Consider the following 24,877-nt stretch of genomic DNA (forward strand, 5'->3'; position numbering starts at 1 on the left):
TTGTCTACAACCCCTTGTTGAGATAAAGTCCGAGTCCTGCCAACAACAGTCCTACAGCCCAGAATGTAATAACTACGCGCCATTCGGACCAGCCGGACAGCTCGAAATGATGATGAATCGGGCTCATTTTGAAAATACGCTTGCCACGTGTTTTAAAAGAAGCTACTTGCAAGACCACGGACAGCATTTCAATTACGAATACACCACCGATAATGAGGAACAAAATTTCGCTTTTCGTAACGATGGCAATGGCACCTATGGCGCCGCCGATTCCCAGCGAGCCTGTGTCACCCATAAACACCTTGGCAGGATGAGCATTATACACGAGAAATCCGAGTACAGCGCCAATCATAGCCGCTGAGCATACTGCTGCCGGAAGCGAGGTCGCCTGAATCGCGACAATGGCATAAGCAGCAAAGGCAATGGCACTTGTACCGGACAGCAGCCCGTCCAGCCCATCCGTGAAATTGACAGCATTGCTAATCGCCAGCATCATGATAATGATGAACGGATAATAAAACCAGCCGCCCCAATCAAAAGACCATGACGTTCCAGGGATGCCGATCGCAGTACTATGATCATTACTAAGCAGAAGCCAGCACATGATCGCGCCAAACAATAATTGCCCAAACAGCTTTTGACGCGCCGTCAGACCTAACGAGCGTTTGAATACAATCTTGATATAGTCGTCCAAAAAGCCGATCAGCCCAAAACCCAGCGTAGCAACCAGCAGAACGTAAAAGTCCGTATTTTTGATAGCTGAAAACTTAAGAAAGGTCAGCGTAAAAGCCACCAGAATCACGATACCGCCCATTGTAGGCGTACCTATTTTTTTAAGATGGCTTTGTGGCCCGTCATCCCGGACCTGCTGGCCGAATTTCATTCGCCGCAGCAGCGGAATGAGCAGTGGAGCGGCAATGACCGCCAATATAAACGATACGACGATCGTCAGCAGTAATAATTGAATATCCATGGGAGTCTCCCTCTCGTCAACATCAGTTCTGTAGCGGACCGTTTTTCAGCGCATCCACAATTTCTTCTAGTCGCATCCCTCTGGATGCCTTAACCAGCACAATATCATTGGCGTGTAGATGAACCAGCAAATACTGGATCAGCTCTTGCTTATCTGTATAAGCGTGCACGTTAGCAGTTGGCATCAACCCTTGCGCACCCTGCGCAATCGAAGTGCCTAACGCACCGTAGGTAAACAGTACTTCTACGTCATGCTTTGCCGCGAAAATTCCAATTTCCTCATGGAATTGCCTTTCCTCAGGTCCCAGCTCCAGCATGTCACCAAGCACGGCGATTTTACGTCCGTCCGTTTTATACGCAGACAACGTCTGAATTGCAGCCTTCATTGAAGCCGGACTGGCATTATAAGCGTCGTTTAGCACGGTAAATCCATTAGGACAGTTCACGACCTCAATGCGCATGCCCGTCAGCTTTAAAGACGACAACCCTTTACGTATATGGTCTGCATCGACATTGAAATGACGCGCTACCGCCAGTGCTGCCAAACCATTTACAACATTGTGCTGTCCAAGCAAGGGAAGCCGGAAAGCCTCTTTTCCAGATTGGGCTGTTATAAATAAGCTGCCTTCTCCATCGGAAGTGATTTCAGTTGGATAGTCATCGTTGCCTGCAACTAGCCCGAACGTAAACAATTTTAAACCTTCAGGCTTGACCGTTTCAGACTCCGCCAACACTTGTGAAAGCAGTGGTTCATCTCCGTTGTAGATCAGCAAACCACCAGCCTTAAGGCCACTTGTGATCTCCAACTTTGCACGAGCGATTTCCGTACGAGAACCAAGCTGCAGCAAGTGCGATTCGCCTATGTTCGTTATGATAGCTACATCTGGTTGGGCAATATTAGCCAGCAGACGAATCTCTCCACGTCCACTCATGCCCATCTCCAGAATGAGAATATCTGTATCCTGCGGCATGGACAGTACCGTTAAAGGCAAACCGATATGATTGTTATAATTCCCTTCGGTTTTGTGTACTTTAAAAGTCGTGCCCAGCAGAGCGTTTACGATGTCTTTCGTTGTCGTCTTGCCGTTGCTTCCCGTGATCCCAACGACAGAAACGCCGGTTTCGCGTAAGTATGCAGCTGCTAGATGCTGAAGGGCTTCTAACGTATCCTCTACCTCAATAGCGTTCTCAGCCGGAGGTGCTCCATGATCCTTTTGCCATAAAAATGCAGCTGCACCTGCCTCGCTTACGATCTGCTGCACATAATTATGCCCATCAAACCGTTCACCCACGAGTGGAACAAACAACCCTTGGCTCTGCGCCCTGCGAGAATCTGTAAAAACGCCTTCGACCATCTGTTCGGTGTCCGCTTCTCCGTGAAGTATTCCTCCACACATAGATGCAATCTGACCGATTGTTCTTTTCATCACTTGGATAAACCCCTTATCGCTTCTTTGGCTACGATGCGGTCATCGAATTCATGCACCGTTTTTCCGATCAATTGGTAAGTCTCATGACCTTTTCCCGCAATCAATACTACATCGTCAGGGCTTGCCATTTCAACAGCTTTATGAATTGCAGTTCTGCGATCCACGATCAATTCGTATCGTTCTGCGGGTACACCTTCGTCGATCAACCCTTGTTCGATGTCTTTCAAAATCACTTTCGGGTCCTCTGTTCGCGGATTGTCGGAAGTAATAAATGAGTGATCGCTGTAACGCGCAGCAATTTTCCCCATCAATGGGCGTTTCGTACGATCTCGGTCGCCGCCGCATCCAAATACACACCATACTTTACCGACCGCAAATTCCTTTACGGTGCGAAGGACATTTTCCAATCCGTCCGGTGTATGGGCATAATCTACAATAACAGCAAAGGGCTGACCCGCATCTACAGGCTCTACCCGCCCATCTACGCCTGCAATAGACTCTAGACTGCGCTTGATATCCACCAACGAGATTCCTTCCAGCAAAGCAGCGGTAATGGCCGCCAGTGCGTTGTACACATTGAACTTGCCTACCATTCGAAGCTCAATATCGGTATCTCCTTTAAAAGTAGACACATGAAAGGAGGTTCCCTTGGAACCTATAGTGATACGAGATGCCTGCACATCAGACTCCTTTTCCACGCCGTATGTAATCACTTGGGCCGCAGTTTGAGCCTGCAAATAGGAAGAAGCCGGATCGTCTGCATTCAGAACAGCATATTTGCTATCGGATGCATCCCGCGAGAAAGCATTTCCCAACCTAGAGAATAAAAGTCCTTTTGCAGCACGGTACTCCTCCATTGTGTTGTGGTAGTCCAGGTGGTCCTGCGTCAGGTTTGTAAATATAGCGGTGCGAAAATCAGTTCCTTTGACGCGGCCCTGCTCCAACGCATGTGAGGATACTTCCATGACACAGCATTGAACCCCCTGCTCTGCCATATTTCCGAGATAACGTTGCAGTTCCACCGCTTCGGGCGTAGTGCCAGACATTGGGTAAGACTGACCACCGTAACGCATTTGAATCGTACCAATCAGTCCGGTGTTCACCCCCGCATCCTTCATAATCTTTTCAATCAGATAAGTTATCGTTGTTTTACCGTTGGTTCCGGTTATGCCGATCATGCGCATGCGTCGGCTCGGTGAATCAAACATATAATCTGCCAAAACCGCCATGGCATGTCGTGCATCCTTAACTACAAGCTGCGGAACAGGTACATCCAGTTCACGTTCAACGACCAAAGCTGCCGCCCCGGACGCAATTGCCTGCTCAGCATAGTCATGTCCGTCCACTGTAAAACCTGGCAAACACAGAAATAAATCCCCCGGTTGCACTCGACGTGAATCCGCCCCGATTCCTCGGCAATCCACTGTACCGTCACCCACCACACGGGAGACGGCCAGCAGTGAAGCCAATTGTTGAAGCTGCATCTTTCATTCCTCCATTGCTCTCTCGTTATTCATAGTATGGTATAAAATGAACCTATCAATCCCCCATGTAAATACGGATCGTTGATCCTCGCTCCAATCTGGAGCCCGGCTTCGGCGCCTGACTCACGACCGTCTTGCCTGACCCAGATTTCACGAGCATAAAGTTCATATTCATATCTTCGTACAAATCAGCTGCAGTAGCACCTACCAGATCAGGTACCGTTTCGATCGGATTTTCTCCATACTTGTACTCTTTGGCAATTTGATTGGTGCGAGGCGGTATTTTCAAGGCAATCAGCGCGTCCTTTAAAATATTTTGCACGATTGGCGCAGCAACCACCCCGCCGAATTGAATTCCCTTCGGGTTATCGACAGCGGTATAGACGACGATTTGCGGATCATCCGCCGGCGCAAAACCAATAAAGGATACAATATGCTCCGAGGAAGAATAACGTCCGTTAATGACCTTTTGTGCTGTCCCCGTTTTACCTCCCACCCGGTAGCCTTCAATGAAAGCAGGACGACCTGTACCTTTAGCAACGACGCTCTCCAGCGCTTCTCTTACCTGTCGGGAGGTCTCCTCTGAAATGACCCTACGTACTAGTTCTGGTTCTACTTTTTCCAGCACTTTTCCGGTTCCCGGCTGAACCCAACCTTTTGTAATGTGAGGCTTATAAAGATTACCGCCATTGATTGCCGCCGATACAGCGGTAACCTGCTGGATCGGAGTGACAGACACCCCTTGACCAAAAGCGGTTGTCGCCAGTTCTACAGGACCGACCTGAGGTAGCTTGAACAAAATGCCGTTGCCCTCACCAATCATGTCGATTCCCGTTTTGCTGCCGAAGCCGAAATTCCGAATGTACTTGAAAAGTGCTTCTTTACCTAACCGCTGCCCCAATGTTACAAAACCGGGGTTGCAAGAATTCTCCACCACTTGAAGGAACGTTTGGCTTCCATGTCCGCCTTTCTTCCAGCAACGCAGGCGTGCTCCACCGACTTCAATATATCCCGGATCAAAAAAACGGTCATTTTTGAGATTGACCTTCTTTTCTTCCAAGGCAGCCGCCAGTGTAATAATTTTGAAAGTAGACCCAGGTTCATATGTCATCCAGATAGGCAGATTTCGATTATAGATTTCAGGCGCATATTGCTTGTATAGTGCTGGCTCATAGCTTGGTCGTCCAGCCATGCCTAATATTTCACCCGTCTTGGGGTTCATAGCAATAGACAACGCGGACTTCGCCTGAAATTTGACCATGGCTTGGTCAAGCTCCCGTTCCATAATGGACTGCACAGACTTATCAATGGTTAATTGTAAATTCAGTCCATCCTTCGGTTCAATGTATTTTTCAGAAGAACCAGGCATCAGACGACCACCTGCATCTGATAAATACGCAATGCTTCCGTCGATTCCCCGAAGCTTACTGTTTTGCTGCTTCTCTACGCCTGTCAGCCCTTGATTATCAATTCCTGTAAACCCAAGAATATGAGCCGCTAGATCACCATAAGGATAATAACGTTTGTTGTCTTCAGCAACAACGATACCCGGCAGCTTCAAATCACGAATTTGCTGCGCTTTCTCCATCGTAATTTTCCGTCCGCCGGGCTGAAGTTTTTGGCTTGCTGTTCGTTTGGTAATCAGCTTGAGCACTTTATCCTCACTCATATCCAGCAAGGGCGCCAGCCTGCGTGCCGTTTCTTCCGGCTTCTTAATTTGCACTGGTATCGCCATGACTGTCGGCGAACTGACATTGTAGGTCAGCGCCGTACCCTGCCGATCCAAAATTTCGCCGCGCTTGGCGGCAAATGGAATATTGCGGCGCCACGAATCCTCAGCCTTGGCCGAGAGCTCGCCTCCTTTACCCAATTGAACATAGGCGAGCCGGATCGACAAGGCCGCAAACAGTACAAATAATCCCATTAGCCCCCATACCAGCCTCCGCCGCATGGTCACGTTAGATTTTTTCAAACGCGCTCCCTCCGTTCCTCAAATACTCATGACATGTCTTACCTCATGAATATTCAAAAGAACGGACATTAGAACAAGCTATCAGTTATCCTCGCCTTTAATCGCAGCAGCACTTTTCTCATCTGCAACAGCAGATATTCCTCCCTTAGGAGCTCCCGCGTCTGTTCCAGCATCAGCAGTAGTACTGGATTCGGTTTTAGTATCGGCCTCCGTTTTTGTTGCGCTGCCGGTCTGGTTAGCTGCAACTCCATTGGTCGAGTCCTGTGTTTCCTCCGGTTTCACTCCGGTCACCGTTTCTTTGGCCGGCTGAAGCGTCACGCTGACGATCCGCTTTCCATTTACCATTTGCGCCTTTTGAGAGACAACATAACCTTCGCCGCTTACCTGCACACCAACCTTCATAAGGGTCAGAACTTGAAGTGTGTCACGCAACGAAACACCTGTAAAATCAGGAATAGTCATGTTGGCACTATCCTCAGTCAGCAAGTAAATGCGTTGTCCGGGTTTCATTTTGACGCCTGCTTCAGGATATTGGCGAACAATTTTGGAGCCTTTGCCTACCGTTTCATAGGCAATTCCCTGTTTGAGCAATGCATTTTGCGCATCTTTCTTCACCTGACCAGTTAATGTTGGTACCGTTGGCAAATTCACTGTTTTTACAACAGCGCCACCTGATTTATTCGTTTTAGTTCCCGTTTTTGGAACCCCCATATATTGCAACGATTGGGATACGATTTTTTTAAATACAGGCGCTGCTGCTGTACCGCCGCCTACTGATTTGTTAGGTTCATCCATAACAACCAAAACAGCTATTTTCGGATCATTTACTGGTGCAAAACCTATAAAGGACACGACATCCTTCGAATGGTCATATACTTTTCCGACGACCTTCGTCGCTGTACCTGTTTTACCAGCTACACGATATCCGTCAATATAAGCAAGGCGTCCCGTACCAATTTCTTGGTCAGATACGACCTGCTCCAGATAGCTGCTTGTCTGGACTGCCGATTCCCGAGTAATCACTTGGCGGACTTCCTTCGGTTGAATCGTCTGAACTTCGCCTGTATCTGGGTTCATGATTTCTTTCACCAGATGAGGTTGCATCAGCTTCCCCCCGTTAGCAATTGCCGAAATTGCAGCTACCTGCTGGATTGGAGTTACCTGAACACGTCCGTGTCCATACGAAGCCGTTGCCACCTCGGATTTGTACTGGGTATGGAAAGTAATAGCTCCGGTAGACTCACTCGGAAGATCAATGCCTGTTTTCACGCCGAATCCAAAGTTATTAATATATTTCTTCAGCCTTTCGCCACCCAACTTATCCAATCCCAGATGGACGAAACCGACGTTACTTGAACGCTTGACCCCCTGAAGATAGGTTAACGTTCCCCAGTTACGGCTTACGTCACGAATATCCCAGCCTCCGACCCGAATCATACCAGATTGGTAGGATTCATTTGGATTGAACACCTTTTCTTGAACCGCAGCTGCCAAGGTGACAATCTTAAACGTGGAGCCAGGCTCGTAGATAGATTGAGTAGCATTATTACGGAAATATTCCAAGGGTGTACTCCCATATGTATTGGGATTAAAATTCGGGTAAGTCGCCATACCGAGAACATCCATCGTTTGGGGATCAGCAGCTACTACAGTCATCGTTTTCGGGTTGTATTTTGCAATAGCTTCCTGCATGGCATCCTCTATATAATACTGAATCGTATCGTCAATCGTCAGCTTTAAATTTTTACCATTTTGTGCCGGCTCATAGACACTTTCCGATCCTTGAAGAGGAACTCCCTTCCGATCCCGCTGATACAGAAGCTTTCCAGCCGTCCCCGAGAGCTCTTTATTATAATAAGCTTCCAACCCCATACCTGCTGTGCCATCTTTTCTTTGATAGCCAAGAACATGGGAAGCCAGCTTATTTTCCGGATAATAGCGTTTGGATTCTTGAACGGTGTCCACAGCTCCAATTACTTCATACTTATCCTTCAAATACTCTTTGAACGTATCCACTTGTGCCTTGACCTCAGGATCTACCTTCCAGCCCCCATTACGAATCTCGCGATTTTTTAAGTAGTTCCCCTTTTTATCCTTTGCAGAAAGATGTCCTCTCAGCTCATCCTCAGGCGTTTTGAGTAACTGGTGCAGCTTAGCTACAACCTCATTCTCCAAATCATACTCCTGAATGATGCTAGGATTGACAACTACCGTATAAGCCGGTGCATCCGTAGCTAATACGTTTCCTTTACGGTCCGTAATGGTTCCACGCTTGGGCTGAATCACCTGATCTCTTTCTACTTGATTAACTACCAGGTTATGCCAGTACTCCCCACTCACAACTTGAATCCAAAATACCTTAAGTAGCAGAACAAGAAAAAAGAGGGTAATACATCCCCCTATTAGCAGTGTGCGAAGCTTTATTCTTTTGACCATAGCTCAAACCTCTCTGCAAAAAAAATGTACGTCAGAGCATAGCTTGATGCTATGCCCTTAACTATTTGGCAGCCTGCTTTTCCACACGAATGGGCTCTCTTGTTGGTTCGATATATCCCTGTTGCTTTGCAGTCGGCACGATCTGATTTTCCAGACGCTCCTTTTGAATCTTCAGTTGGGCGATATTGGTCTGTAATTTGGAAATGTCCTTGCTTGCCGTATTAATCGAATAATTGATTTGATAAATGTGAGCGTACCTGCTAATCAACATACCAGCAATGACAATGCACGCTACAAGTGTCAATAGATACAGCAGCTTTTCTCGAATCGGCAGCTCTCTGCGGCGTGTAACGACTTTGGTGGTCTCACGATACCGTTGTTGCTGAACCTGTTCCTGACGGGCTCTTTCTTTTACAGCCAAATTACCGCGTGTATAAGCCATGTCGCCTCTCCTTCTCCATTAAATTTACAATTTTTCGGCAACTCTCAGCTTCGCTGACCGGGACCGTGGATTAAGCTCCAATTCCTGCTCTGACGCCACAATCGGCTTACGGTTCACCAGCTTCAGATCGCCTATCATTTTGTCCTCCAAAATAGGCAAATCAGATGGATAGATGCTTTTCGCCAAATACTCCTTGAAAATATGCTTGCATATCCGATCCTCCAGAGAATGGAATGTAATGACCGAAATTCTGCCTCCTGGAGCCAGACATCTTATTGCCTGATGCAAAGTATCTTCCAGTGCACCCAACTCATCATTCACAGCAATCCGCAAAGCCTGGAAACTGCGTTTAGCCGGATGTCCCCCGGTTCTGCGTGCCGCAGCCGGAATTCCTTCTTTGATAATATCGACAAGTTCCCCTGTTGTGTGAATAGGCTTGTTCAATCGACGTTCAATCATGATCTTTGCGATCCGCCGTGAAAACTTCTCTTCTCCGTAATGAAACAAAATACGCGCAATCTCTGCTTCCGACCATTCATTGACAATTTCGTAAGCCGTAAGCGAGCTACTCTGATCCATCCGCATATCAAGCGGTGCATCATGATTGTAGCTAAATCCCCGTTCCCCCTCATCGAACTGGGGCGAGGATACACCCAGATCGAACAAAATACCCTGGACCTGCGGGACGCCGTCTTTTTCGGGCAATCCCAGCTCGGTCAGCTTGTCCTGCAAGTGGCGGAAGTTGGATTTCACTAATGAAATCTTACCTTCATAGGCTGACAGCTTCTCTCGCGCATTGTTCAATGCCCAGTCGTCCTGATCAAAGGCAATGAGCCTTCCCTCAGGGCCAAGCTGTGATGCAATGACGGAACTGTGTCCTGCCCCTCCCAACGTGCAGTCCACATAAATCCCGTCCTGCCTGATGTTTAGTGCCTGTGTTGCTTCTTCTTTGAGTACGGTAATGTGGTGAAACAAACGGCTGACCTCCTAAATTACAATTCAAAGTTGAAATCAACCAATTTCTCAGCAATGTCGTTAAATGCTTCTTCTGATTGGTTGAAATATTGCTCCCAAGTATGCTTGCTCCAAATCTCTACACGGGTGGACACTCCCAATACGACGCACTCTTTAGTAAGCTTGGCGTATTCGCACAAATTCCCCGGTAAATTTACCCTGCCCTGTTTGTCCAATTCGCATTCAGTCGCCCCCGAGAAAAAAAAACGGGTAAACGCCCGCGCATCGGCCTTCATCAGAGGCAGTGCTTTAAGTTTTTTCTCCATGACAGCCCACTCATCCATGGGATACACGAAGAGGCATTGGTCCAGCCCGCGGGTAACCACGAACGAGGCACCGAGAAGTTCACGAAACTTGGCCGGTACAGTAAGCCGACCCTTCTCATCAATGCTATGTTGGAACTCCCCCATAAACATTGGTTTCGTCACCCCTTACCCCATTCTCCCACTTTGGCCCACTTTCCACCACCTAAGCATAATAGATTCGCTTTAAAAAATCAAAGACCTCTTTTTCATTACCAAAAAGTGATAGAAGCCGGATCCATACCCTTATGTCTGTTATTGTAGCCCTGCGTCACAAGATGCAAAAAAGCCCCTTACCCCATGAAGCCGGCCCCCGACAATATGCATCAGGTTTCGAAACAACACGGAATAAAGGGCTTACTCTCTGTCCATTATGCCAACCTAAACAAACACTTGCATTAAAAACGCAACACTTTTGCAGCGAAAATCGTGATGAAATAATCCGATTACGCGTTCCAGCTGTCCAAATAGATCTTTTGGTCTTCAGTTAACGTGTCAATTTGGATTCCCAGACTATCAAGCTTGAATCGAGCTACCTGTTCATCAATTTCATAAGGTACATTAATAACAGCTTTGCCTAGCTCATTGTAACGATCATTCACATATTTCAAGCCAAGCGCCTGAAGCGCAAATGTCGTATCCATAATTTCCGCAGGATGACCATCAGCAGCAGCCAGATTCACGAGGCGTCCTTCTGCCAGCAAATACATTTTACGTCCATCTTTAAAGCGATATTCCTCGATATTGCGACGCACCGTACGAATGGATTCGGAACGTTTAGCAAGCTCAGGCTTACTAACCTCCACATCAAAATGCCCTGCGTTACACAGCACAGCTCCATCCTTCATCACATCAAAGTGTTCTCCTGTAATTACAGCCTTGTTTCCAGTTACTGTAATAAAGAAGTCGCCCAGTTTGGCAGCCTCTACCATCGGCAACACATGGAACCCATCCATATGGGCTTCTACTGCCTTGATTGGATCAACTTCGGTTACAACAACGTTGGCTCCTAGCCCTTTCGCACGCATTGCAACCCCTTTGCCACACCAGCCATAACCTACCACAACCACTGTACTTCCGGCTACAACCAGATTAGTCGTACGAATAATGCCGTCGAAAGCTGACTGTCCTGTACCATAGCGGTTATCAAACAAATATTTGCAGTAAGCATCATTAACAGCCACCATCGGAAAGTGAAGTTGCCCTTCTTTTTCCAAAGCCTTCAAACGAATAATGCCAGTAGTTGTCTCCTCTGCTCCCCCACGGATCGTAGAAATCAGATCAGGCCGTTCGGATTGCAACAGAGTAACCAAGTCACCACCATCATCTATAATGAGATCCGGCTTTGTTTCCAGTGCCTTGATTTGCAAATTTTTGAATTCTTCCGGGTCCGGATTGTATTTAGCTAATACTGTAACGCCATCTTCAACTAATGCGGCGCAAACATCATCTTGTGTGGACAATGGATTACTACCCGTAATAGTTACCTGCGCTCCACCTGCTTGTACCACTTTAGCCAGATAAGCCGTTTTGGCCTCCAGATGTAGACAGATGGTTACCTTCAGACCAGCAAAAGGCTGCTCTTGCTCGAATTGTTGACGTATACGGTTCAATACTGGCATATGGGCTTCTACCCAATCAATTTTCAAATGACCTTCAGGGGCCAATTTAAGATCGTGAACTATGCTATTTTGCAGAGAATGGGAAGTCATACTTTGTTTCCTCCTTCATATTGGTTAAATTTGCTCCATGATAAATCCTATATAAAATAATAAATCATACATAAATAGCGCGATGCGTACCCAACAGATCCAATGGTACACTCATAATCATATCAATCAGGCTGAGACCATGACGGTTCAGAAAATGATAGATCGTATACGCCCGCTCCTGCGGCTGTCCAAATGGAAAAATCGACCACTCAATACGATCCCACTGGCGAAGTGCTGTTTCATTTTGCCGAAGCAACGCTTCCTGAACTTTTGCCTCCAGATAGGCGATCTGTGCCAGAATCTTATCGCGGTTGGTTTCTCCGAGCGGTAGCAAACCTTTTTCAATCAAACCTGTCTGCTGCACAAGCGGTTCGTACATGCGGACAAAAGCTTCCTTAGCCCCGGAAAACTGATCCTGCATTCCAAGCTGATCTTGAGTGGCGATCCATTGCTTTTTCCGTTCCTCAAGTCCGTCTCTAACTTGACCAAAACTCAATTCATACTTAAGCATATGCTTCTCCACGCCTGGCTCTACCAACGTAAAAGACATTCGTGGCAGCAGTATCGGCATCTGCATCTCCAACACCCCGAAAGCATCCCGTGTAATCGCCCAGTAAGCAATCTCTCCTAGACCCAGCACAGATGCCAGCACCGGAAACAGTGAATCCTGCATTAGAGGACGAGTTAGCACATTGTTACTAAAACGTTCGGGATGTCTATCTATCTCTTCAAGCAGTTCATCCACAGTAAACACCACCAGACCGTGTCGGTCCGTGAATAGTCCAGCTTTTTTGAAAAGCAGCAAGCGTTCATCTTCATGGATATAAAAGAGATTCGCGCCACCTTCATGCACATCGGCTTGTAAATGATATCCATAATCTACGATCCGCGCAGCAGTCGTCCGGTAAGCCTGCTCCAACTCATCATTGTGCTGAACCAGCCGCTTAAAAACGGATGCTTCCAGCTTGCGTAGCGAAGGATCTGCTGAATCCAAGAGTACTAATCCATAGGTGCCGAACAAAAGGCCCAGCAACTTGGCAAAGGCTTCACTCAGTCCATATGAATCCGTTAGCCCGTTCTCAATCATGCGCATTATATCAGCCTTATGTTCTGAATCTGGCAAGCTTTGCTCTATATCCGCTATCGCTTGCTTCCACTCAACAGCCTCAACTTTAATGGCACTAACCGAAGAACGGCGTTCAGGTTGCTTATTCAGCTTGATTTTGACGGCTTGTGGGTCATTTGCCATTACGTATGTATGATTGACCTCGTCCCAGTCATGATCTTCGCCAGCAATCCAGAAGACGGGAATAACCGGACGTCCAAGCCGTTCCTCAGCTTCTCTCGCCGCCTTAATTAGGGTAGCAGCTTTGTAAATGACCAGCATCGGACCTGTGAACAATCCGCTTTGCTGCCCGCCAGCTACTACTAAGGCATCTGGACTTTCCAGACGGTCCAATGAAGCACGAACCGCCTCATACGAATTGTATTTCTCATTGTATATACGAAGACATGCTACGATATCCTTACGGTTTAATCGCAGATGCCCCGTCTTATCCAGCCACTTCGCCCGTTGGGCATAAGCATCAGCATGCAGCACATTATATTCATACAAGTCGCTTGCGCGTCCTGTACCCTGTATATAATCTTCTGCCAAAGCCGACCCTCCGCGAAGCGTTTCCGGAATTATCTTCATGGGTCTGCCTCCTGTCTCCACTAAAACCTTACTGCTTGATTGTACCGAAAGCCCATGTCCACGTCAAAGCTTCCTACAAAAAAAAACCGCCGAATAACTCGGCGGTTGGTGCATAAAACAAGATCAGGCGTAAGGCTCAGCTACAAAATGTCCTTTAGACACTTCGATGAGCGTGGCATTTTCCAGGTTATAAGCCCCTGTCTTGCTGCCAGATGCATCATGAATCGGGCCTGCTTGGTCGCCTGGCATAATAATCCGTTTTTTGTTGGCTTCTACTTCTGGATCAGGAAGTGGGATCGCCGACAAAAGCATTTTCGTATAAGGATGGATCGGATTTGCATACAATTCAGCACTTTCTGCAAGCTCGACCATTCTACCCATATACATTACAGCTACCCGATCACTGATGTGCTTGACCATCGACAGATCATGCGCAATGAACAGGTATGTCAGACCCAAACGTTCTTGAAGCTCTTTTAACAGGTTGACAACCTGAGCCTGAATAGATACGTCAAGAGCTGAAATCGGCTCATCACAAATGATGAATTTAGGATTAACCGCTAGTGCGCGTGCAATGCCGATCCGTTGACGTTGACCACCAGAAAACTCATGCGGATAGCGTGTTGCATGGTCAGGGTTCAAACCAACCAGATCAAGTAACTCTTCAATCCGTTTCTTACGTTCTGCACGGCTACCCGCCATATTGTGAATATCCAGTGCCTCACCAATAATATCAGAAACGGTAAAACGCGGGTTCAATGATGCATACGGATCTTGAAAGATCATCTGCATATCACGGCGCATTGCTTTCATTTTACTTGGTGATAATTTGTAAATATCCGTACCGTTAAAACGCACGCTACCTGCTGTAGGTTCATACAAGCGCAAAATCGTACGACCCGCTGTAGACTTACCACAGCCGGATTCGCCAACCATACCCAGCGTTTCACCCTCGCGAATATAGAAATTCAGGTTGTCCACCGCTTTGAGCACACGGTTTTTGCCAACATTAAAATACTTTTTAAGACCTTCAACCTCAATTAAATTGTTGCTACTCACCATGATCTCACCTCCTATTTCTTCAACTTCGGATCAAGCGCATCACGCAAGCCGTCGCCAAAAAGGTTGAACGCAAGCATAATCAAACTGATCAAACCTGCTGGGAAAAGCATCCGCCACGGGTAATACATCCACCCGGTCAGAGCCGATTCAATCATTGAACCCAGCGACGCCTGAGGAGCCTGTACCCCTAATCCAAGGAAGCTCAGGAATGCCTCAGAGAAAATAGCACTTGGAACTGTCAAAGTCAGTGTGACAATGATTGGTCCTACCGCATTAGGCAACAAGTGACGGAACAGCAAACGACCTGCACCAGCACCCATTGAACGGGAAGCAAGTACGAATTCTCGGTTTTTAAGTTGTAACATCTCACCACGTACAATCCACGACATGTTAATCCACCCCGTTACACAGAGCGCAATAATAATTGTAGTGATACTTGGCTCCAGTACAACCAGCAACAGGATCGTAACAAGCAAGTAAGGAATGGAGTACAAGATTTCAGAAAATTTATTCATGATTTCATCAACGCGGCCACCAAAGTAACCCATAATTCCACCATAAATAACTCCAATCATCAAGTCAATCATTGCAGCAGCCAAACCAATAATCAAGGAAATCCGAGCGCCCATCCAAGTACGTACAAACATATCACGTCCCAGATCATCTGTTCCGAACCAATGTTCCGCCGAAGGAGGAAGATTGGTGCTCAACAAATCATTGGTGCGGTCATCGTATGGGGACAGCATCGGCCCAACAATTGAAGCAAGCACAATGAGAACCAACACACTCAAGCTCGTCATTGCCAGTTTATTTTTACGAAGTCGTTCCCAAGCATCTCGCCAAGCGGACAAGCTTTCGCGCTGAATAACTTCAGACTGCTTTTCATCCGCCCCGACCTTCTGGAAATCTTCCGGTTTTACCTGAAGCTTATCCAAGTTCACAGCATTATCTTTAACAGACATAAAGTTATCCCTCCTTCCCGCCAGTAAGCTTAATCCGCGGATCAATAAATCCATATGCAATATCTGTAATAAAACGCGCCACCATCAGCAAAATACCGTAAAAAATAGTAACTCCCATAATCATGGTATAATCGCGGGTTGTAATACTATCTACGAATACCTTACCAATACCGCCAATCCCGAAGATACGTTCAATAACAACTGAACCCGTAATAATATTGGCCGTCATGGGTCCCACATAGGTAACAACCGGCAAAATAGCATTACGTACAACGTGTTTGAACATAATTGTAATGGATTTCAAGCCTTTAGCTTTGGCAGTCTTAATGTAATCCGCATGAAGCACTTCCAGCATGCTGGAACGCGTTAGTCGAGCGATAAACGCAATTGGGGAAGCAGATAAAGCTGCAACAGGCAGAACGTAGTCCATCGGACCGTCAAAGCCCATAACATTAAACCAACCTAACTGTTGAGCGAAGAAAAATTGAATCAACGATGCTAGAACGAAGCTGGGAACCGCAATCCCCATGATAGCTAATACCATTGCAACGTTATCTATTAGCCTACGATGATACAAAGCTGCCAGCATACCTAGCAAGAGACCGACAATTATCGACACGATTATGGCAACAAAACCTAGTTTGAGGGAAACCGTAAAAGTTTGTCCGATAATGTCAGTTACACTTTGATTCAGCTTTTTCATAGAAATACCAAAATCACCTGAAGCAATATCACCTAAGTATTTAAAATATTGGACATATACAGGCTTATCCAGCCCATATTGTTCCATTAACCGGGCTTGAATCTCAGGAGAAGTCGCTTTTTCACTCATGAAGGGGTTACCCGGAATTGCTTTCATGAGAAAAAACGTCGCAGAGATCAGAATGAACAAAGATAGCAGCATATAGAAAAATTTACTGATCAAATAACGCGTCATTGCCCGTTTACACCCCCCATAAATTTTTTTCGACACCATTCGATTTTATCGAAATAGAATTGGACTGTCCAATCTACTTATTTGCATGGTTACATGATGATGGAAAAGACCATGACACACAAAAAAAACGGGATATATATGGTTCTATCCACATATATATCCCGAAGTAACTATCAAACTTCAGAATCGAGCTTCAGTTACTGTGTAATATACGCTCTTGTGAAATCAACTGCTCCACTAAAGTCAAGCCCAATGTCTTTTACATTCGGTTTCGTTAAAGAAACATTTGAGTAGTAGTAGATCGGAAGCATTACCATATCGTCTTGAACCAGAATTTTCTCCGCTTTCGCAAAATCTTCCATGCGTTTTGCTGGATCAGTTTCTTTCTTAGCTGCTTCAATCAAAGCATCATATGCTGGGTTAGCATAACCTGCATTGTTGTTGCCATTGCCTGTTGTCCACATATCCAGGAATGTCATTGGATCATTATAGTCAGCAGACCATCCACCACGAGCGATTTGGAAATTCAGCTTGTTACGTGTTTGGATAAATACGCCCCACTCTTGGTTTTGAGTTTTGATGTCAACACCAAGGTTTTTCTTCCACATATCAGCAACTGCCAAAGCAATCTTTTGGTGACTCTCACTGGAGTTATACAGCAATGTTACCGGAGGAAGTGTAGTTACGCCTTCTTCCTTCATACCTTCTTGAAGCAATTTTTTCGCTTCAGTGAAGTCTTCTTTGAAGTAATCATCTTTATTCTCAGTACGGAATTCTTGAGATACTCCTTTGATACCTGGAGGTACAAAGCCGTATGCAGGAATTTGACCGCCCAATGTTACTCTTTCAACGATTGGTTGGCGTTCAATAGCCATCGCAAACGCTTTACGGATTTTAACATTGTTAAATGGTTTTTCAGTTACATTAAACAGATAGTAGTACGTACTTGCAATCCCTTTTGCCTTAAATTCGTTAGGCAGTTCTTTTTTCACAGCCGGAATTTGGTCGGTAGGAATTTCACCGTTTGGCATACCTGCGTAATCGAGTTGTCCACTTCTATAAGAAGCCAGCTCTGTTGCACCGCTATTTACAAGGGACATCGTAATTTTATTCAGCTTGATATCATCTTTACCCCAATAGTTTTCACTTTTGGTTACTTCGATCTTTTGACCGCTGTCCCAAGTCGTTAATGTGTAAGGTCCGTTAGTGATCATGCTATCTTTCTTAACAGCCCACTTATCATTACCTTTAACGGAAGGATTTACAGGGTAAAAAGTGTAGAAAGAAGTCAATCCCAAGAAGTAAGGAGTTGGGTGCTCCAGCTCTACTTGCAATGTATGGTCGTCAACAGCTTTAACACCTACATCTTTAAAGTCTGTAACTTTAGTGCCTTTAAAAGATTTCGAAGTGCTCAGGTTGTAACCCTCAGCATTTTTGATATAGTACAATTGGTAAGCATATGGAGGTGCAGGAGCCGTGGAAGGATCCAATACACGTTGCCAAGCAAATACGAAATCGCTTGCTTTGACTGGGTCGCCATTACTCCATTTTGCAGTATCACGAAGCTTGAACGTATAGGTTTTGCCGTCATCGGAAATTTTCCAAGATTCAGCTACGCCAGGGATTTCTTTGCCGTCAGGACCCATACGTACGAGACCTTCATACAAAGTTTTCAGAACCGTGTTAGTTTGACTATCCTGAGCTTGTGCCGGATCGAAGGTTGGCGGCTCGGAAGCAAGGTTAATGCGCAAAATTTGCTTGTCGGCCGGAGCCGGCGTAGTCGAGGTGTTTTCTTGTGCGCCCTTACCATTATCGTTCTTGCTGGAGCCACAACCTGCGAGCAGTGCACCAACTGCAAGAATGAGTGTCAAAAGGACTAAAAAGCTTTTCCTTTTCATCTAGCGTTTTCCCCCTAGTTCTAAAGTGGTATATGTTTATAGATTATACAACCAGCGGTCAAAAAAATCTACATTACATTTCTTCAAATTGAGCTTTTTTTTCAAAAAAACATGATTAATTCATATTTTTTCACCTTTTCATGTCACCTTATATCACATGATGTTGAATATATTCTTAAATATACCAACAACAGTCAACAAAATATACGCCAATGTCATCGCTATAAAAGTTAATCTCCAGACCGCTCTACATAATCTTTTACCATCAACCTTCCCTTTTATTCGATTTTGAGCTCCTCCAATTAAACCCAAGGCCAGTAATAGGAGCAGTAGAATCAAATAAAAACCGAATCGAGATGTAAAAATGACGTTAAAGAGTGCTGCGACGGAAAATATCAGAAAAAACGTGGTAATATCCATAGAAGTAAGTAACGATTTCTTTTTTTCCATTTTAAGAATGTAGCGACAAACCGCAAACACGATCAAAAACGGAAAAAAGGGAAGAATACTGAAAGTGATAATAGTACCTTGTATAAGACTCAACTGATCACCCCTCTTTTAGCCGCATGCCTTCAATTAATTGCCACAATACCTCATGAGTTGGTGCAGTAACTCCAGCCCGATCTGCCATCTGCACCAGTTGTCCGTTAATTGAAGCAACTTCCGTCATGGACTGTGCAAGTACATCAGCTAGCATGGACGAGTGATTTTCTGCCGTTGCCCGGCATACATTCATAATTTGCTCCCACCATGCGTTTTCCCAGTGGATACCATGAGCTTCATACACTTGAATGCCTTCATCGTACAGCCTGCGCATCATATGTATTCGAATAGGGTCCGAAAGCAGCTCGCCATTACGAACTCGCCATACCGCTGTCAGCGGATTGATCACAGCATTGATCAACAACTTGCGATACATACCGTTCTCGATTTCTTTCGACAAGCAAACGTCAAATCCTGCTGCAAGCAGCTGATTTAGCACACATTGATTAAAATTATTGTTCTTCGCCTCCTCCCCTTCCTCCGAACTACCAATTTCAGTAACACCCGATCCTGCATGTACAATAGATGCTACTCCCTGCCTCTTGGCTCCTTCAGTCGTCACAGCAGGGTATACCACAGCTTCAGGCCAAGCCTGTCTAATGCGTTCTATATGGCCGATTCCATTCTGCAAGCAAACAATTCCTGTATCTCTATCCATTTGAGCTGCAGGCTGGATCTGTTCTAATACTTCCTCAATCGCCCCCTGTTTGGTCATAAGCATTATCCATCGTGCTGGAGCCTGTGAATTTAACCGTTGCCAATCTGCCAATGGCGCTACCTTCAATTTATCCCCGGAAACATGTACTGCCGTCTGTCCCTCCTTATCAAACACAGTAATCCCTTCACGAGCAATGACGCGTGCCTGCTCAAGTGTACGCGTCCACAGCCTTACTTTTGTACCCGAAGCAGACAACCTCCCGGCAAACAACAATCCCAGCGAACCCGCTCCAATAATATCAATCACCTTTGTATCGTCTCGCTTCCATCTTTTTTTCTACTATATCATATGCACTCTAAAGAAATACAAAAAACGCCAACTACGGCAAAGCGCTAGTTGACGTTTTATTTCAATATTGCAGAAGTAATCTTGTTACTCAATGCGCTCCAGATTCCCATTGGCGTCCATTTTGAATCTGGATTTAAGCTCTTCCTCATCTTCAGTGATTAAAGCCAAGCGCCGAGCTCGGTCCATAATCTGAATCAGAGCTTTATAATCATCATTCACAACACGATAGTCGGTTTGTACATCATTCACTTCTTTGGACAGCCGGTCATTAATGGAGCGAAGCTGATTCAATTCTTCTTCCTTTTCCCGTAAATCTTTCTCCAGCATCTTAATCTGCCGATTCGTTTCCTGGACGGATCCCTTCCATTGGCGCAAGAAGCGAATTACTGCATCAATAGATAATGTATCCTCACTCGCACCATCCGTTCTGTATCCACCTTCGACTGTATCAAGCGAGGCAAAAGCCGCAACCTGTGATACACCCACCGGGTTCTGCTTACGGATATAACTGCGCTTCTGGCGCTGTGCTTTGGCAATACTAATCGCTTCATCGTAACGTTTGCGCACGCAGCTATTCCAACGAAACCCACATGCTGCAGAGGTTCTTCCTATTTTTTGTCCAACCTCCTCAAACGCAGCGAGCTGCGTTCCACCTTCACGGATATGCCGCAATGTCACCTCCGCCAATATCAAGTCATCTTCCACACTCCATGCATCTTGTCTTATTGCAGTCATGCCTCTAGCCCTCCTAACAACATCCTGAAATAACCGTCTTCATGAACCGATCTTGCCGGTATTTGAATAGGGTATAAAAGCTGTTTATTCATTCCTATGCCTCTCGTAGAGTTCATAGAATCTATTTGATACTAAATTGTATTTCCATTTCTGCAAGAACTCATACGTGAACGTAAACAGTTTCGGGTTTCAAGCATGCTCAGACTGCTGTACAATAAAATGAATGGTTAAAGAAACAGAAAGGATCATATACATTACCATTAGTTTTTTTCGGGAATACATAAAAGGGGAAACCAAATGAACAAACGAATAAAAATCACAATCAGCACCCTGCTGACCACCATTATGTTGCTAACTTTCATATATGTACGTCCTACCCTGGCCGCTCCCTCCCATGAAGAAAGTCAGATTTTACAAGATAGCCTGTCGATTGTAGAGATAGACCATGAAATTGAGCGAATCAGTCAGGAGCAGCATACCCTTTTGCAGCGTCAGCAGGAACTGCGAAGTAATCTCACCGTTCAGCAAGAGCAAATGACCATACAACGGAAGCGTGCAGGTTCTGTGCTGCGATCTTATTATATGGGGGAAAGGGACAAACTGTTGAGTGTGGTGCTAGGGGCGAAAAGTATAAGGCAACTTCTCTCTCTGTACGATTACTACTTATTATTGATTAATCACGATCAGGATGTGCTTCAAGAATATGAATCCAATTATCAATCTATGCGAAAAACAGAACAACAAGTCACCCAAGCCTCAATGGAACTGGAGACTGTCAAAACAAACTTACTGGCACAACGTAAACGCATTGCTCTGCTTCAGTCGCGTGTAAATGACGGCGTTAACGCCAGTAATGACCCGGATACCCTACGCAAGCTAATTGGCGAAATGACAGCTTATTGGGAGAATGTAGGTGTCTACGAGGTAAATAAGCACTTTAAAGCATTAGCTCAAGCTATGCAGAATTTACCACAATTCATTCAACAACAACAAGGTGCCATGGTTACAAATGGAAAAGTCATTACGATAAGCATTCGTGAAGAGGACTTTAACCGTTTTTTAAAGTCAGAAAATGAATTGTTTAATCACTTCAACTTTACATTTGCGCAGGATCGAATTGTGGTAGAAGGTCAGCAGGGAACGATGAAATTAAGGGTAGAAGGTCACTACACGCTAGAGAATGAGCCGAAAAATGCAATTTTATTTCATGTGGATCGATTGGTATTTAATGGTCTGGAGCTACCTGATACGACCCGCAACAAGCTGGAAAAGGATTTTGATCTGGGTTTCTACCCACAGCAGCTTATTTCATATGTCAAAGCCACAGAAGTACGCACTTTAGCAGGAATGCTTGAAGTTAAGCTCGAATTAAACTTTAAGTAAAATTTTGCTCACCTTTCATTGTTCTGAATTTTTACGTGTATAAAACAAGAGACCCCGGGAGATTCCCGAGGTCTCTATTATTGTAATAACGGTAGGGATTTTATAGTAGATCGGCTGCCAACTGCGCGAGCTTGGAGCGTTCTCCTTTTTCCAACATAATATGCCCGCTAATCCCTTCTTGCTTAAACCGCTCCACCACATAGGTTAGACCGTTACTGGCTGCATCCAGATAAGGGTGATCAATCTGCTCTGGATCTCCCATCAAAATGATCTTGCTCCCCTCACCCACCCGGGACACAATCGTTTTGATCTCATGTCGGGATAAGTTTTGCGCCTCATCGACTATAATAAATTGCCCAGGTATCGAACGCCCGCGAATATAAGTAAGTGCCTCCACCTGAATACTGCCCAAGCCCATCAAAATTTTGTCGATATCACCTGATTTTTTGGCATCAAACAGATACTCTAGATTGTCGTAGATGGGTTGCATCCACGGGCGAAGCTTTTCATCCTTTTCTCCCGGTAAATAACCAATATCCTTACCCATAGGAACAACAGGCCGAGCAATCAGCAGTTTCTTGAAGCGATGTTCATCCTCTACCTTAAGTAAACCTGCCGCCAGCGCCAGCAGCGTTTTGCCCGTACCCGCTTTTCCTGTAATGGTCACGAGGGGGATATCGTCATTAAGCAAAAGCTCCAATGCCATCCGCTGTTGAGCATTACGCGCGCTGATTCCCCACACCGATTCGTTACTTAAGTACAGCGGCTCTAATCGCTCTGCCTCCTGATTCACTTTCAGCAAAGCTGATTTTCCAGTTCCCATTTCATCTTTCAGAATAACAAATTCATGCGGATACAGCGTATAAGGTAGTTCCAGTGGCTTGATTGGTAAAAAACGGTTAGAGTAAAATTCATCTATGATGGACGGGTGCACCTGTATTGCCGAGTATCCGGGATATAGCTCACTTAGATCGCCTGTTCTATCGGAGAGGTAGTCTTCGGTCAGCAGTCCCAGTACATCTGCCTTGATCCTGACCAGCACGTCTTTACTGACCAAAACGACCGAACGTGGTTCAGGCTGCTCCTGCTCTTCCAGATGATAATTCAAGGCGACCGCCAAAATCCGGTTATCGTTCGAAACCTCCCCGAACATCTCCTGAACTTTCAAAAAACTTCGGTGGTTTAACTCAACCTTAAGCCTCCCACCTTGGGGAAGTGCAACGCCACTGTGCAGATGACCCACTTCTCTTAACCCGTCCAACAATCGCGATACATTGCGGGCATTCCGTCCAATCTCATCCGCGTTGCGTTTTTTGGAGTCGATTTCTTCCAGAACAACAGCTGGAATGACAACTTCATGTTCTTTGAAGGTAAAAATGGCTTTCGGATCATGCAGCAGCACATTCGTATCCAGCACAAAAATTTTCTTCATTAAATCCCCTCCAAAGCGGCGTGGACAATCTCGTGTTTCATACCTATACCTATTCACCGGGTACCCAATACTTGCTGATTCCCTGAAAAAAGAACCCCAAAGCAGATAAAGCAACGAAAAGTTGTAGTGAAGATAGCTCTGAGCCTGTACATTTTTAAAATTAGACACAAAAGGCCCAGTGATTGCTCACTGGACCTAGACTTGGTTCACTATAACTTTAGACATACCTCAACCCCCTTATGTTATATAAGAGCTTTACTCGCTGCGAGTATAACATAAGAGAGGAGAAAGATACATACTCAGGAATTGGAAGAAGCTGCAGTAGTGTCGCTTGCTTTTTTAGCTAATTCCTCTTGTAGCGCTTGTTTGGCCAAATCGAGCTGTTGCTCATCAATGTACACATACGGGCTACGCCACGTTCCTGCCACCGGATTGTATTTCACATTTTGCTTGGAAATATTCCAATAGGTTTGTACGATATTTTTCATTTGCTGTGACTCGATATCTGTCATCATATTCTTATCAACCGATTTAATAATTGCGCTAAACTTGGTCAAAGCGTTAAAGGATTGCATTTGGTCAATTAGGGAATGAAGCACCTGATTTTGTCGACGATTGCGATCAAAATCGTCAGATTCAGCTGTTCTTGGACGACAATTCGATTTGCGGTAGCGAACAAAATCAAGAGCCTGATCACCGTTCAAATGCTTGGCTCCAGCTGACAGGTTAATATCGGTACCATCTGCACGGTCACGATAACACATGTTTTTATCAACCGTCACATCTACGCCACCCAAATTATCTACTACATCTCTAAAGCCCTGGAAGTTAATAACCGTCACATAATCGATATCAATGTTTAAATATTTGCCGATCATCTTCTTCATTTGTTCTTCAGCAACTTCACCAGATTCTTTCTCTCTAGCCTTAAACACCGGATAATACTCATTCAACTTGCGTGGTTTATATCCATCCATTTCTAGACGCGTATCGCGCGGTAAAGACACGATGGTAGACGATTTGGTATTGGGGTTTAATGTAGCTACCATAATAACGTCTGACAAATAAGTCGGATGATCAGGGCGGTAATCGGTTCCCAGCAATAAGATAGTCAAAGGCTTAGCTTCAGCCAATTGTGTTTTGGGTACTTCCTTGTTGATCCCCGTATCCAAAACTTCCTCTACCTGATTGTAAAGATAGTAGGTATAACCACCTGCTGCCAAAATACCTATAATGAGCAGAAACAAGACAAACTTCATAAACGATCTGAAAAAGCTTTTTTTCTTTTTCGTTTTTTTCGGTTTGGCGGATTTTTTCCCGCTTTGTGTCCGGGGAGGCAATCCGTTCGAAAGATTACTCATGCTTCAACACCTTTTCCTGCGTTTTGAGAAATATCGCTTTCTCCAAGTTTACAATCCTAAAACACATACAGCGGCGCATCCCGTTCCCGGGCGTCGCC

20 protein-coding genes are annotated in these 24,877 nt (G+C 45.4%); 1 reads left to right on the top strand and 19 read right to left on the bottom strand.

Annotation, left to right across the window (positions count from 1 at the left end):
• Window positions 1-4: 4 nt before the first annotated feature.
• The 17 genes from mraY to MKY24_RS17645 all read right to left on the bottom strand — a co-directional run bounded on the left by mraY (window position 5) and on the right by MKY24_RS17645 (window position 20,603).
• On the bottom strand, window positions 5-973 hold the full coding sequence (gene mraY, locus MKY24_RS17565; protein ID WP_013311092.1) for a phospho-N-acetylmuramoyl-pentapeptide-transferase: 969 nt from the start codon (window positions 971-973) through the stop codon (window positions 5-7).
• Window positions 974-995: 22 nt separating this feature from the next.
• Window positions 996-2,399 (bottom strand): UDP-N-acetylmuramoyl-tripeptide--D-alanyl-D-alanine ligase, encoded by a 1,404-nt coding sequence (murF, locus tag MKY24_RS17570; RefSeq protein WP_339202352.1) that lies wholly within the window; start codon window positions 2,397-2,399, stop codon window positions 996-998.
• Window positions 2,399-3,886 (bottom strand): UDP-N-acetylmuramoyl-L-alanyl-D-glutamate--2,6-diaminopimelate ligase, encoded by a 1,488-nt coding sequence (locus tag MKY24_RS17575; protein WP_028540478.1) that lies wholly within the window; start codon window positions 3,884-3,886, stop codon window positions 2,399-2,401. The genes murF and MKY24_RS17575 overlap by 1 nt, the downstream gene beginning before the upstream one ends.
• Window positions 3,887-3,941: 55 nt before the next feature.
• On the bottom strand, window positions 3,942-5,858 hold the full coding sequence (locus MKY24_RS17580) for a stage V sporulation protein D (RefSeq protein WP_028540477.1): 1,917 nt from the start codon (window positions 5,856-5,858) through the stop codon (window positions 3,942-3,944).
• Between the two features lie 81 nt (window positions 5,859-5,939).
• Complete coding sequence (locus MKY24_RS17585; protein WP_069080391.1) at window positions 5,940-8,294, bottom strand: penicillin-binding transpeptidase domain-containing protein; 2,355 nt, start codon at window positions 8,292-8,294, stop codon at window positions 5,940-5,942.
• Between the two features lie 61 nt (window positions 8,295-8,355).
• Complete coding sequence (locus MKY24_RS17590) at window positions 8,356-8,736, bottom strand: hypothetical protein (RefSeq protein ID WP_025721604.1); 381 nt, start codon at window positions 8,734-8,736, stop codon at window positions 8,356-8,358.
• A 24-nt stretch (window positions 8,737-8,760) separates the two neighbouring features.
• Window positions 8,761-9,711, bottom strand: coding sequence for a 16S rRNA (cytosine(1402)-N(4))-methyltransferase RsmH (gene rsmH, locus MKY24_RS17595; RefSeq protein WP_023989455.1), 951 nt, complete (start codon window positions 9,709-9,711; stop codon window positions 8,761-8,763).
• Between the two features lie 17 nt (window positions 9,712-9,728).
• Window positions 9,729-10,166 carry a division/cell wall cluster transcriptional repressor MraZ gene (gene mraZ, locus MKY24_RS17600; RefSeq protein ID WP_013311099.1) on the bottom strand — a complete coding sequence of 146 codons (438 nt, stop codon included), beginning with the start codon at window positions 10,164-10,166 and terminating at the stop codon, window positions 9,729-9,731.
• Between the two features lie 332 nt (window positions 10,167-10,498).
• Window positions 10,499-11,764: an adenosylhomocysteinase gene (locus MKY24_RS17605; RefSeq protein ID WP_013311100.1), complete on the bottom strand. Its 1,266-nt coding sequence runs from the start codon at window positions 11,762-11,764 to the stop codon at window positions 10,499-10,501.
• 64 nt (window positions 11,765-11,828) lie between these two features.
• A complete protein-coding gene (gene bshC, locus MKY24_RS17610; RefSeq protein ID WP_316243960.1) occupies window positions 11,829-13,460 on the bottom strand; it encodes a bacillithiol biosynthesis cysteine-adding enzyme BshC in 1,632 nt (543 codons plus the stop codon).
• Window positions 13,461-13,583: 123 nt separating this feature from the next.
• Window positions 13,584-14,522, bottom strand: coding sequence for an ATP-binding cassette domain-containing protein (locus tag MKY24_RS17615; RefSeq protein WP_013311102.1), 939 nt, complete (start codon window positions 14,520-14,522; stop codon window positions 13,584-13,586).
• A gap of 11 nt (window positions 14,523-14,533) precedes the next feature.
• Window positions 14,534-15,484, bottom strand: coding sequence for an ABC transporter permease (locus MKY24_RS17620; protein ID WP_013311103.1), 951 nt, complete (start codon window positions 15,482-15,484; stop codon window positions 14,534-14,536).
• A gap of 4 nt (window positions 15,485-15,488) precedes the next feature.
• Window positions 15,489-16,421: an ABC transporter permease gene (locus MKY24_RS17625; protein ID WP_023989458.1), complete on the bottom strand. Its 933-nt coding sequence runs from the start codon at window positions 16,419-16,421 to the stop codon at window positions 15,489-15,491.
• Between the two features lie 197 nt (window positions 16,422-16,618).
• Window positions 16,619-18,319: a peptide ABC transporter substrate-binding protein gene (locus tag MKY24_RS17630; RefSeq protein ID WP_023989459.1), complete on the bottom strand. Its 1,701-nt coding sequence runs from the start codon at window positions 18,317-18,319 to the stop codon at window positions 16,619-16,621.
• Between the two features lie 153 nt (window positions 18,320-18,472).
• A complete protein-coding gene (locus MKY24_RS17635) occupies window positions 18,473-18,862 on the bottom strand; it encodes a DUF3397 domain-containing protein (protein ID WP_013311106.1) in 390 nt (129 codons plus the stop codon).
• A gap of 4 nt (window positions 18,863-18,866) precedes the next feature.
• Window positions 18,867-19,826, bottom strand: a complete 960-nt coding sequence (locus MKY24_RS17640; protein WP_068942350.1) for a 2-dehydropantoate 2-reductase — start codon at window positions 19,824-19,826, stop codon at window positions 18,867-18,869.
• A gap of 126 nt (window positions 19,827-19,952) precedes the next feature.
• Window positions 19,953-20,603 (bottom strand): RsfA family transcriptional regulator, encoded by a 651-nt coding sequence (locus MKY24_RS17645; protein ID WP_013311108.1) that lies wholly within the window; start codon window positions 20,601-20,603, stop codon window positions 19,953-19,955.
• Between the two features lie 297 nt (window positions 20,604-20,900).
• On the opposite strand from MKY24_RS17645, the gene MKY24_RS17650 reads away from it, so the two are divergent.
• Window positions 20,901-21,986 carry a hypothetical protein gene (locus tag MKY24_RS17650; RefSeq protein ID WP_068942352.1) on the top strand — a complete coding sequence of 362 codons (1,086 nt, stop codon included), beginning with the start codon at window positions 20,901-20,903 and terminating at the stop codon, window positions 21,984-21,986.
• 100 nt (window positions 21,987-22,086) lie between these two features.
• Here the strand turns inward: MKY24_RS17650 and MKY24_RS17655 are convergent, their stop codons facing one another.
• Complete coding sequence (locus MKY24_RS17655; protein WP_339200521.1) at window positions 22,087-23,418, bottom strand: PhoH family protein; 1,332 nt, start codon at window positions 23,416-23,418, stop codon at window positions 22,087-22,089.
• Between the two features lie 299 nt (window positions 23,419-23,717).
• Window positions 23,718-24,779 (bottom strand): LCP family protein, encoded by a 1,062-nt coding sequence (locus MKY24_RS17660; protein WP_339200523.1) that lies wholly within the window; start codon window positions 24,777-24,779, stop codon window positions 23,718-23,720.
• Window positions 24,780-24,877: the final 98 nt, after the last annotated feature.

It is taken from the genome of Paenibacillus sp. FSL P2-0322 (assembly GCF_037975315.1).
Lineage (GTDB): Bacteria > Bacillota > Bacilli > Paenibacillales > Paenibacillaceae > Paenibacillus > Paenibacillus polymyxa_B.

Excerpts from the sequence above, each read along its gene's own strand:
- MKY24_RS17625 (WP_023989458.1), bottom strand. The coding sequence starts at position 16,421 with ATGACGCGTTATTTGATCAGTAAATTTTTCTATATGCTGCTATCTTTG.
- mraY (WP_013311092.1), bottom strand. The coding sequence starts at position 973 with ATGGATATTCAATTATTACTGCTGACGATCGTCGTATCGTTTATATTG.
- MKY24_RS17615 (WP_013311102.1), bottom strand. The coding sequence starts at position 14,522 with ATGGTGAGTAGCAACAATTTAATTGAGGTTGAAGGTCTTAAAAAGTAT.
- murF (WP_339202352.1), bottom strand. The coding sequence starts at position 2,399 with ATGAAAAGAACAATCGGTCAGATTGCATCTATGTGTGGAGGAATACTT.
- MKY24_RS17655 (WP_339200521.1), bottom strand. The coding sequence starts at position 23,418 with ATGAAGAAAATTTTTGTGCTGGATACGAATGTGCTGCTGCATGATCCG.
- MKY24_RS17605 (WP_013311100.1), bottom strand. The coding sequence starts at position 11,764 with ATGACTTCCCATTCTCTGCAAAATAGCATAGTTCACGATCTTAAATTG.
- MKY24_RS17575 (WP_028540478.1), bottom strand. The coding sequence starts at position 3,886 with ATGCAGCTTCAACAATTGGCTTCACTGCTGGCCGTCTCCCGTGTGGTG.
- MKY24_RS17590 (WP_025721604.1), bottom strand. The coding sequence starts at position 8,736 with ATGGCTTATACACGCGGTAATTTGGCTGTAAAAGAAAGAGCCCGTCAG.
- MKY24_RS17645 (WP_013311108.1), bottom strand. The coding sequence starts at position 20,603 with ATGACTGCAATAAGACAAGATGCATGGAGTGTGGAAGATGACTTGATA.
- MKY24_RS17630 (WP_023989459.1), bottom strand. The coding sequence starts at position 18,319 with ATGAAAAGGAAAAGCTTTTTAGTCCTTTTGACACTCATTCTTGCAGTT.
- MKY24_RS17620 (WP_013311103.1), bottom strand. The coding sequence starts at position 15,484 with ATGTCTGTTAAAGATAATGCTGTGAACTTGGATAAGCTTCAGGTAAAA.
- mraZ (WP_013311099.1), bottom strand. The coding sequence starts at position 10,166 with ATGTTTATGGGGGAGTTCCAACATAGCATTGATGAGAAGGGTCGGCTT.
- MKY24_RS17585 (WP_069080391.1), bottom strand. The coding sequence starts at position 8,294 with ATGGTCAAAAGAATAAAGCTTCGCACACTGCTAATAGGGGGATGTATT.
- MKY24_RS17650 (WP_068942352.1), top strand. The coding sequence starts at position 20,901 with ATGAACAAACGAATAAAAATCACAATCAGCACCCTGCTGACCACCATT.
- bshC (WP_316243960.1), bottom strand. The coding sequence starts at position 13,460 with ATGAAGATAATTCCGGAAACGCTTCGCGGAGGGTCGGCTTTGGCAGAA.
- MKY24_RS17660 (WP_339200523.1), bottom strand. The coding sequence starts at position 24,779 with ATGAGTAATCTTTCGAACGGATTGCCTCCCCGGACACAAAGCGGGAAA.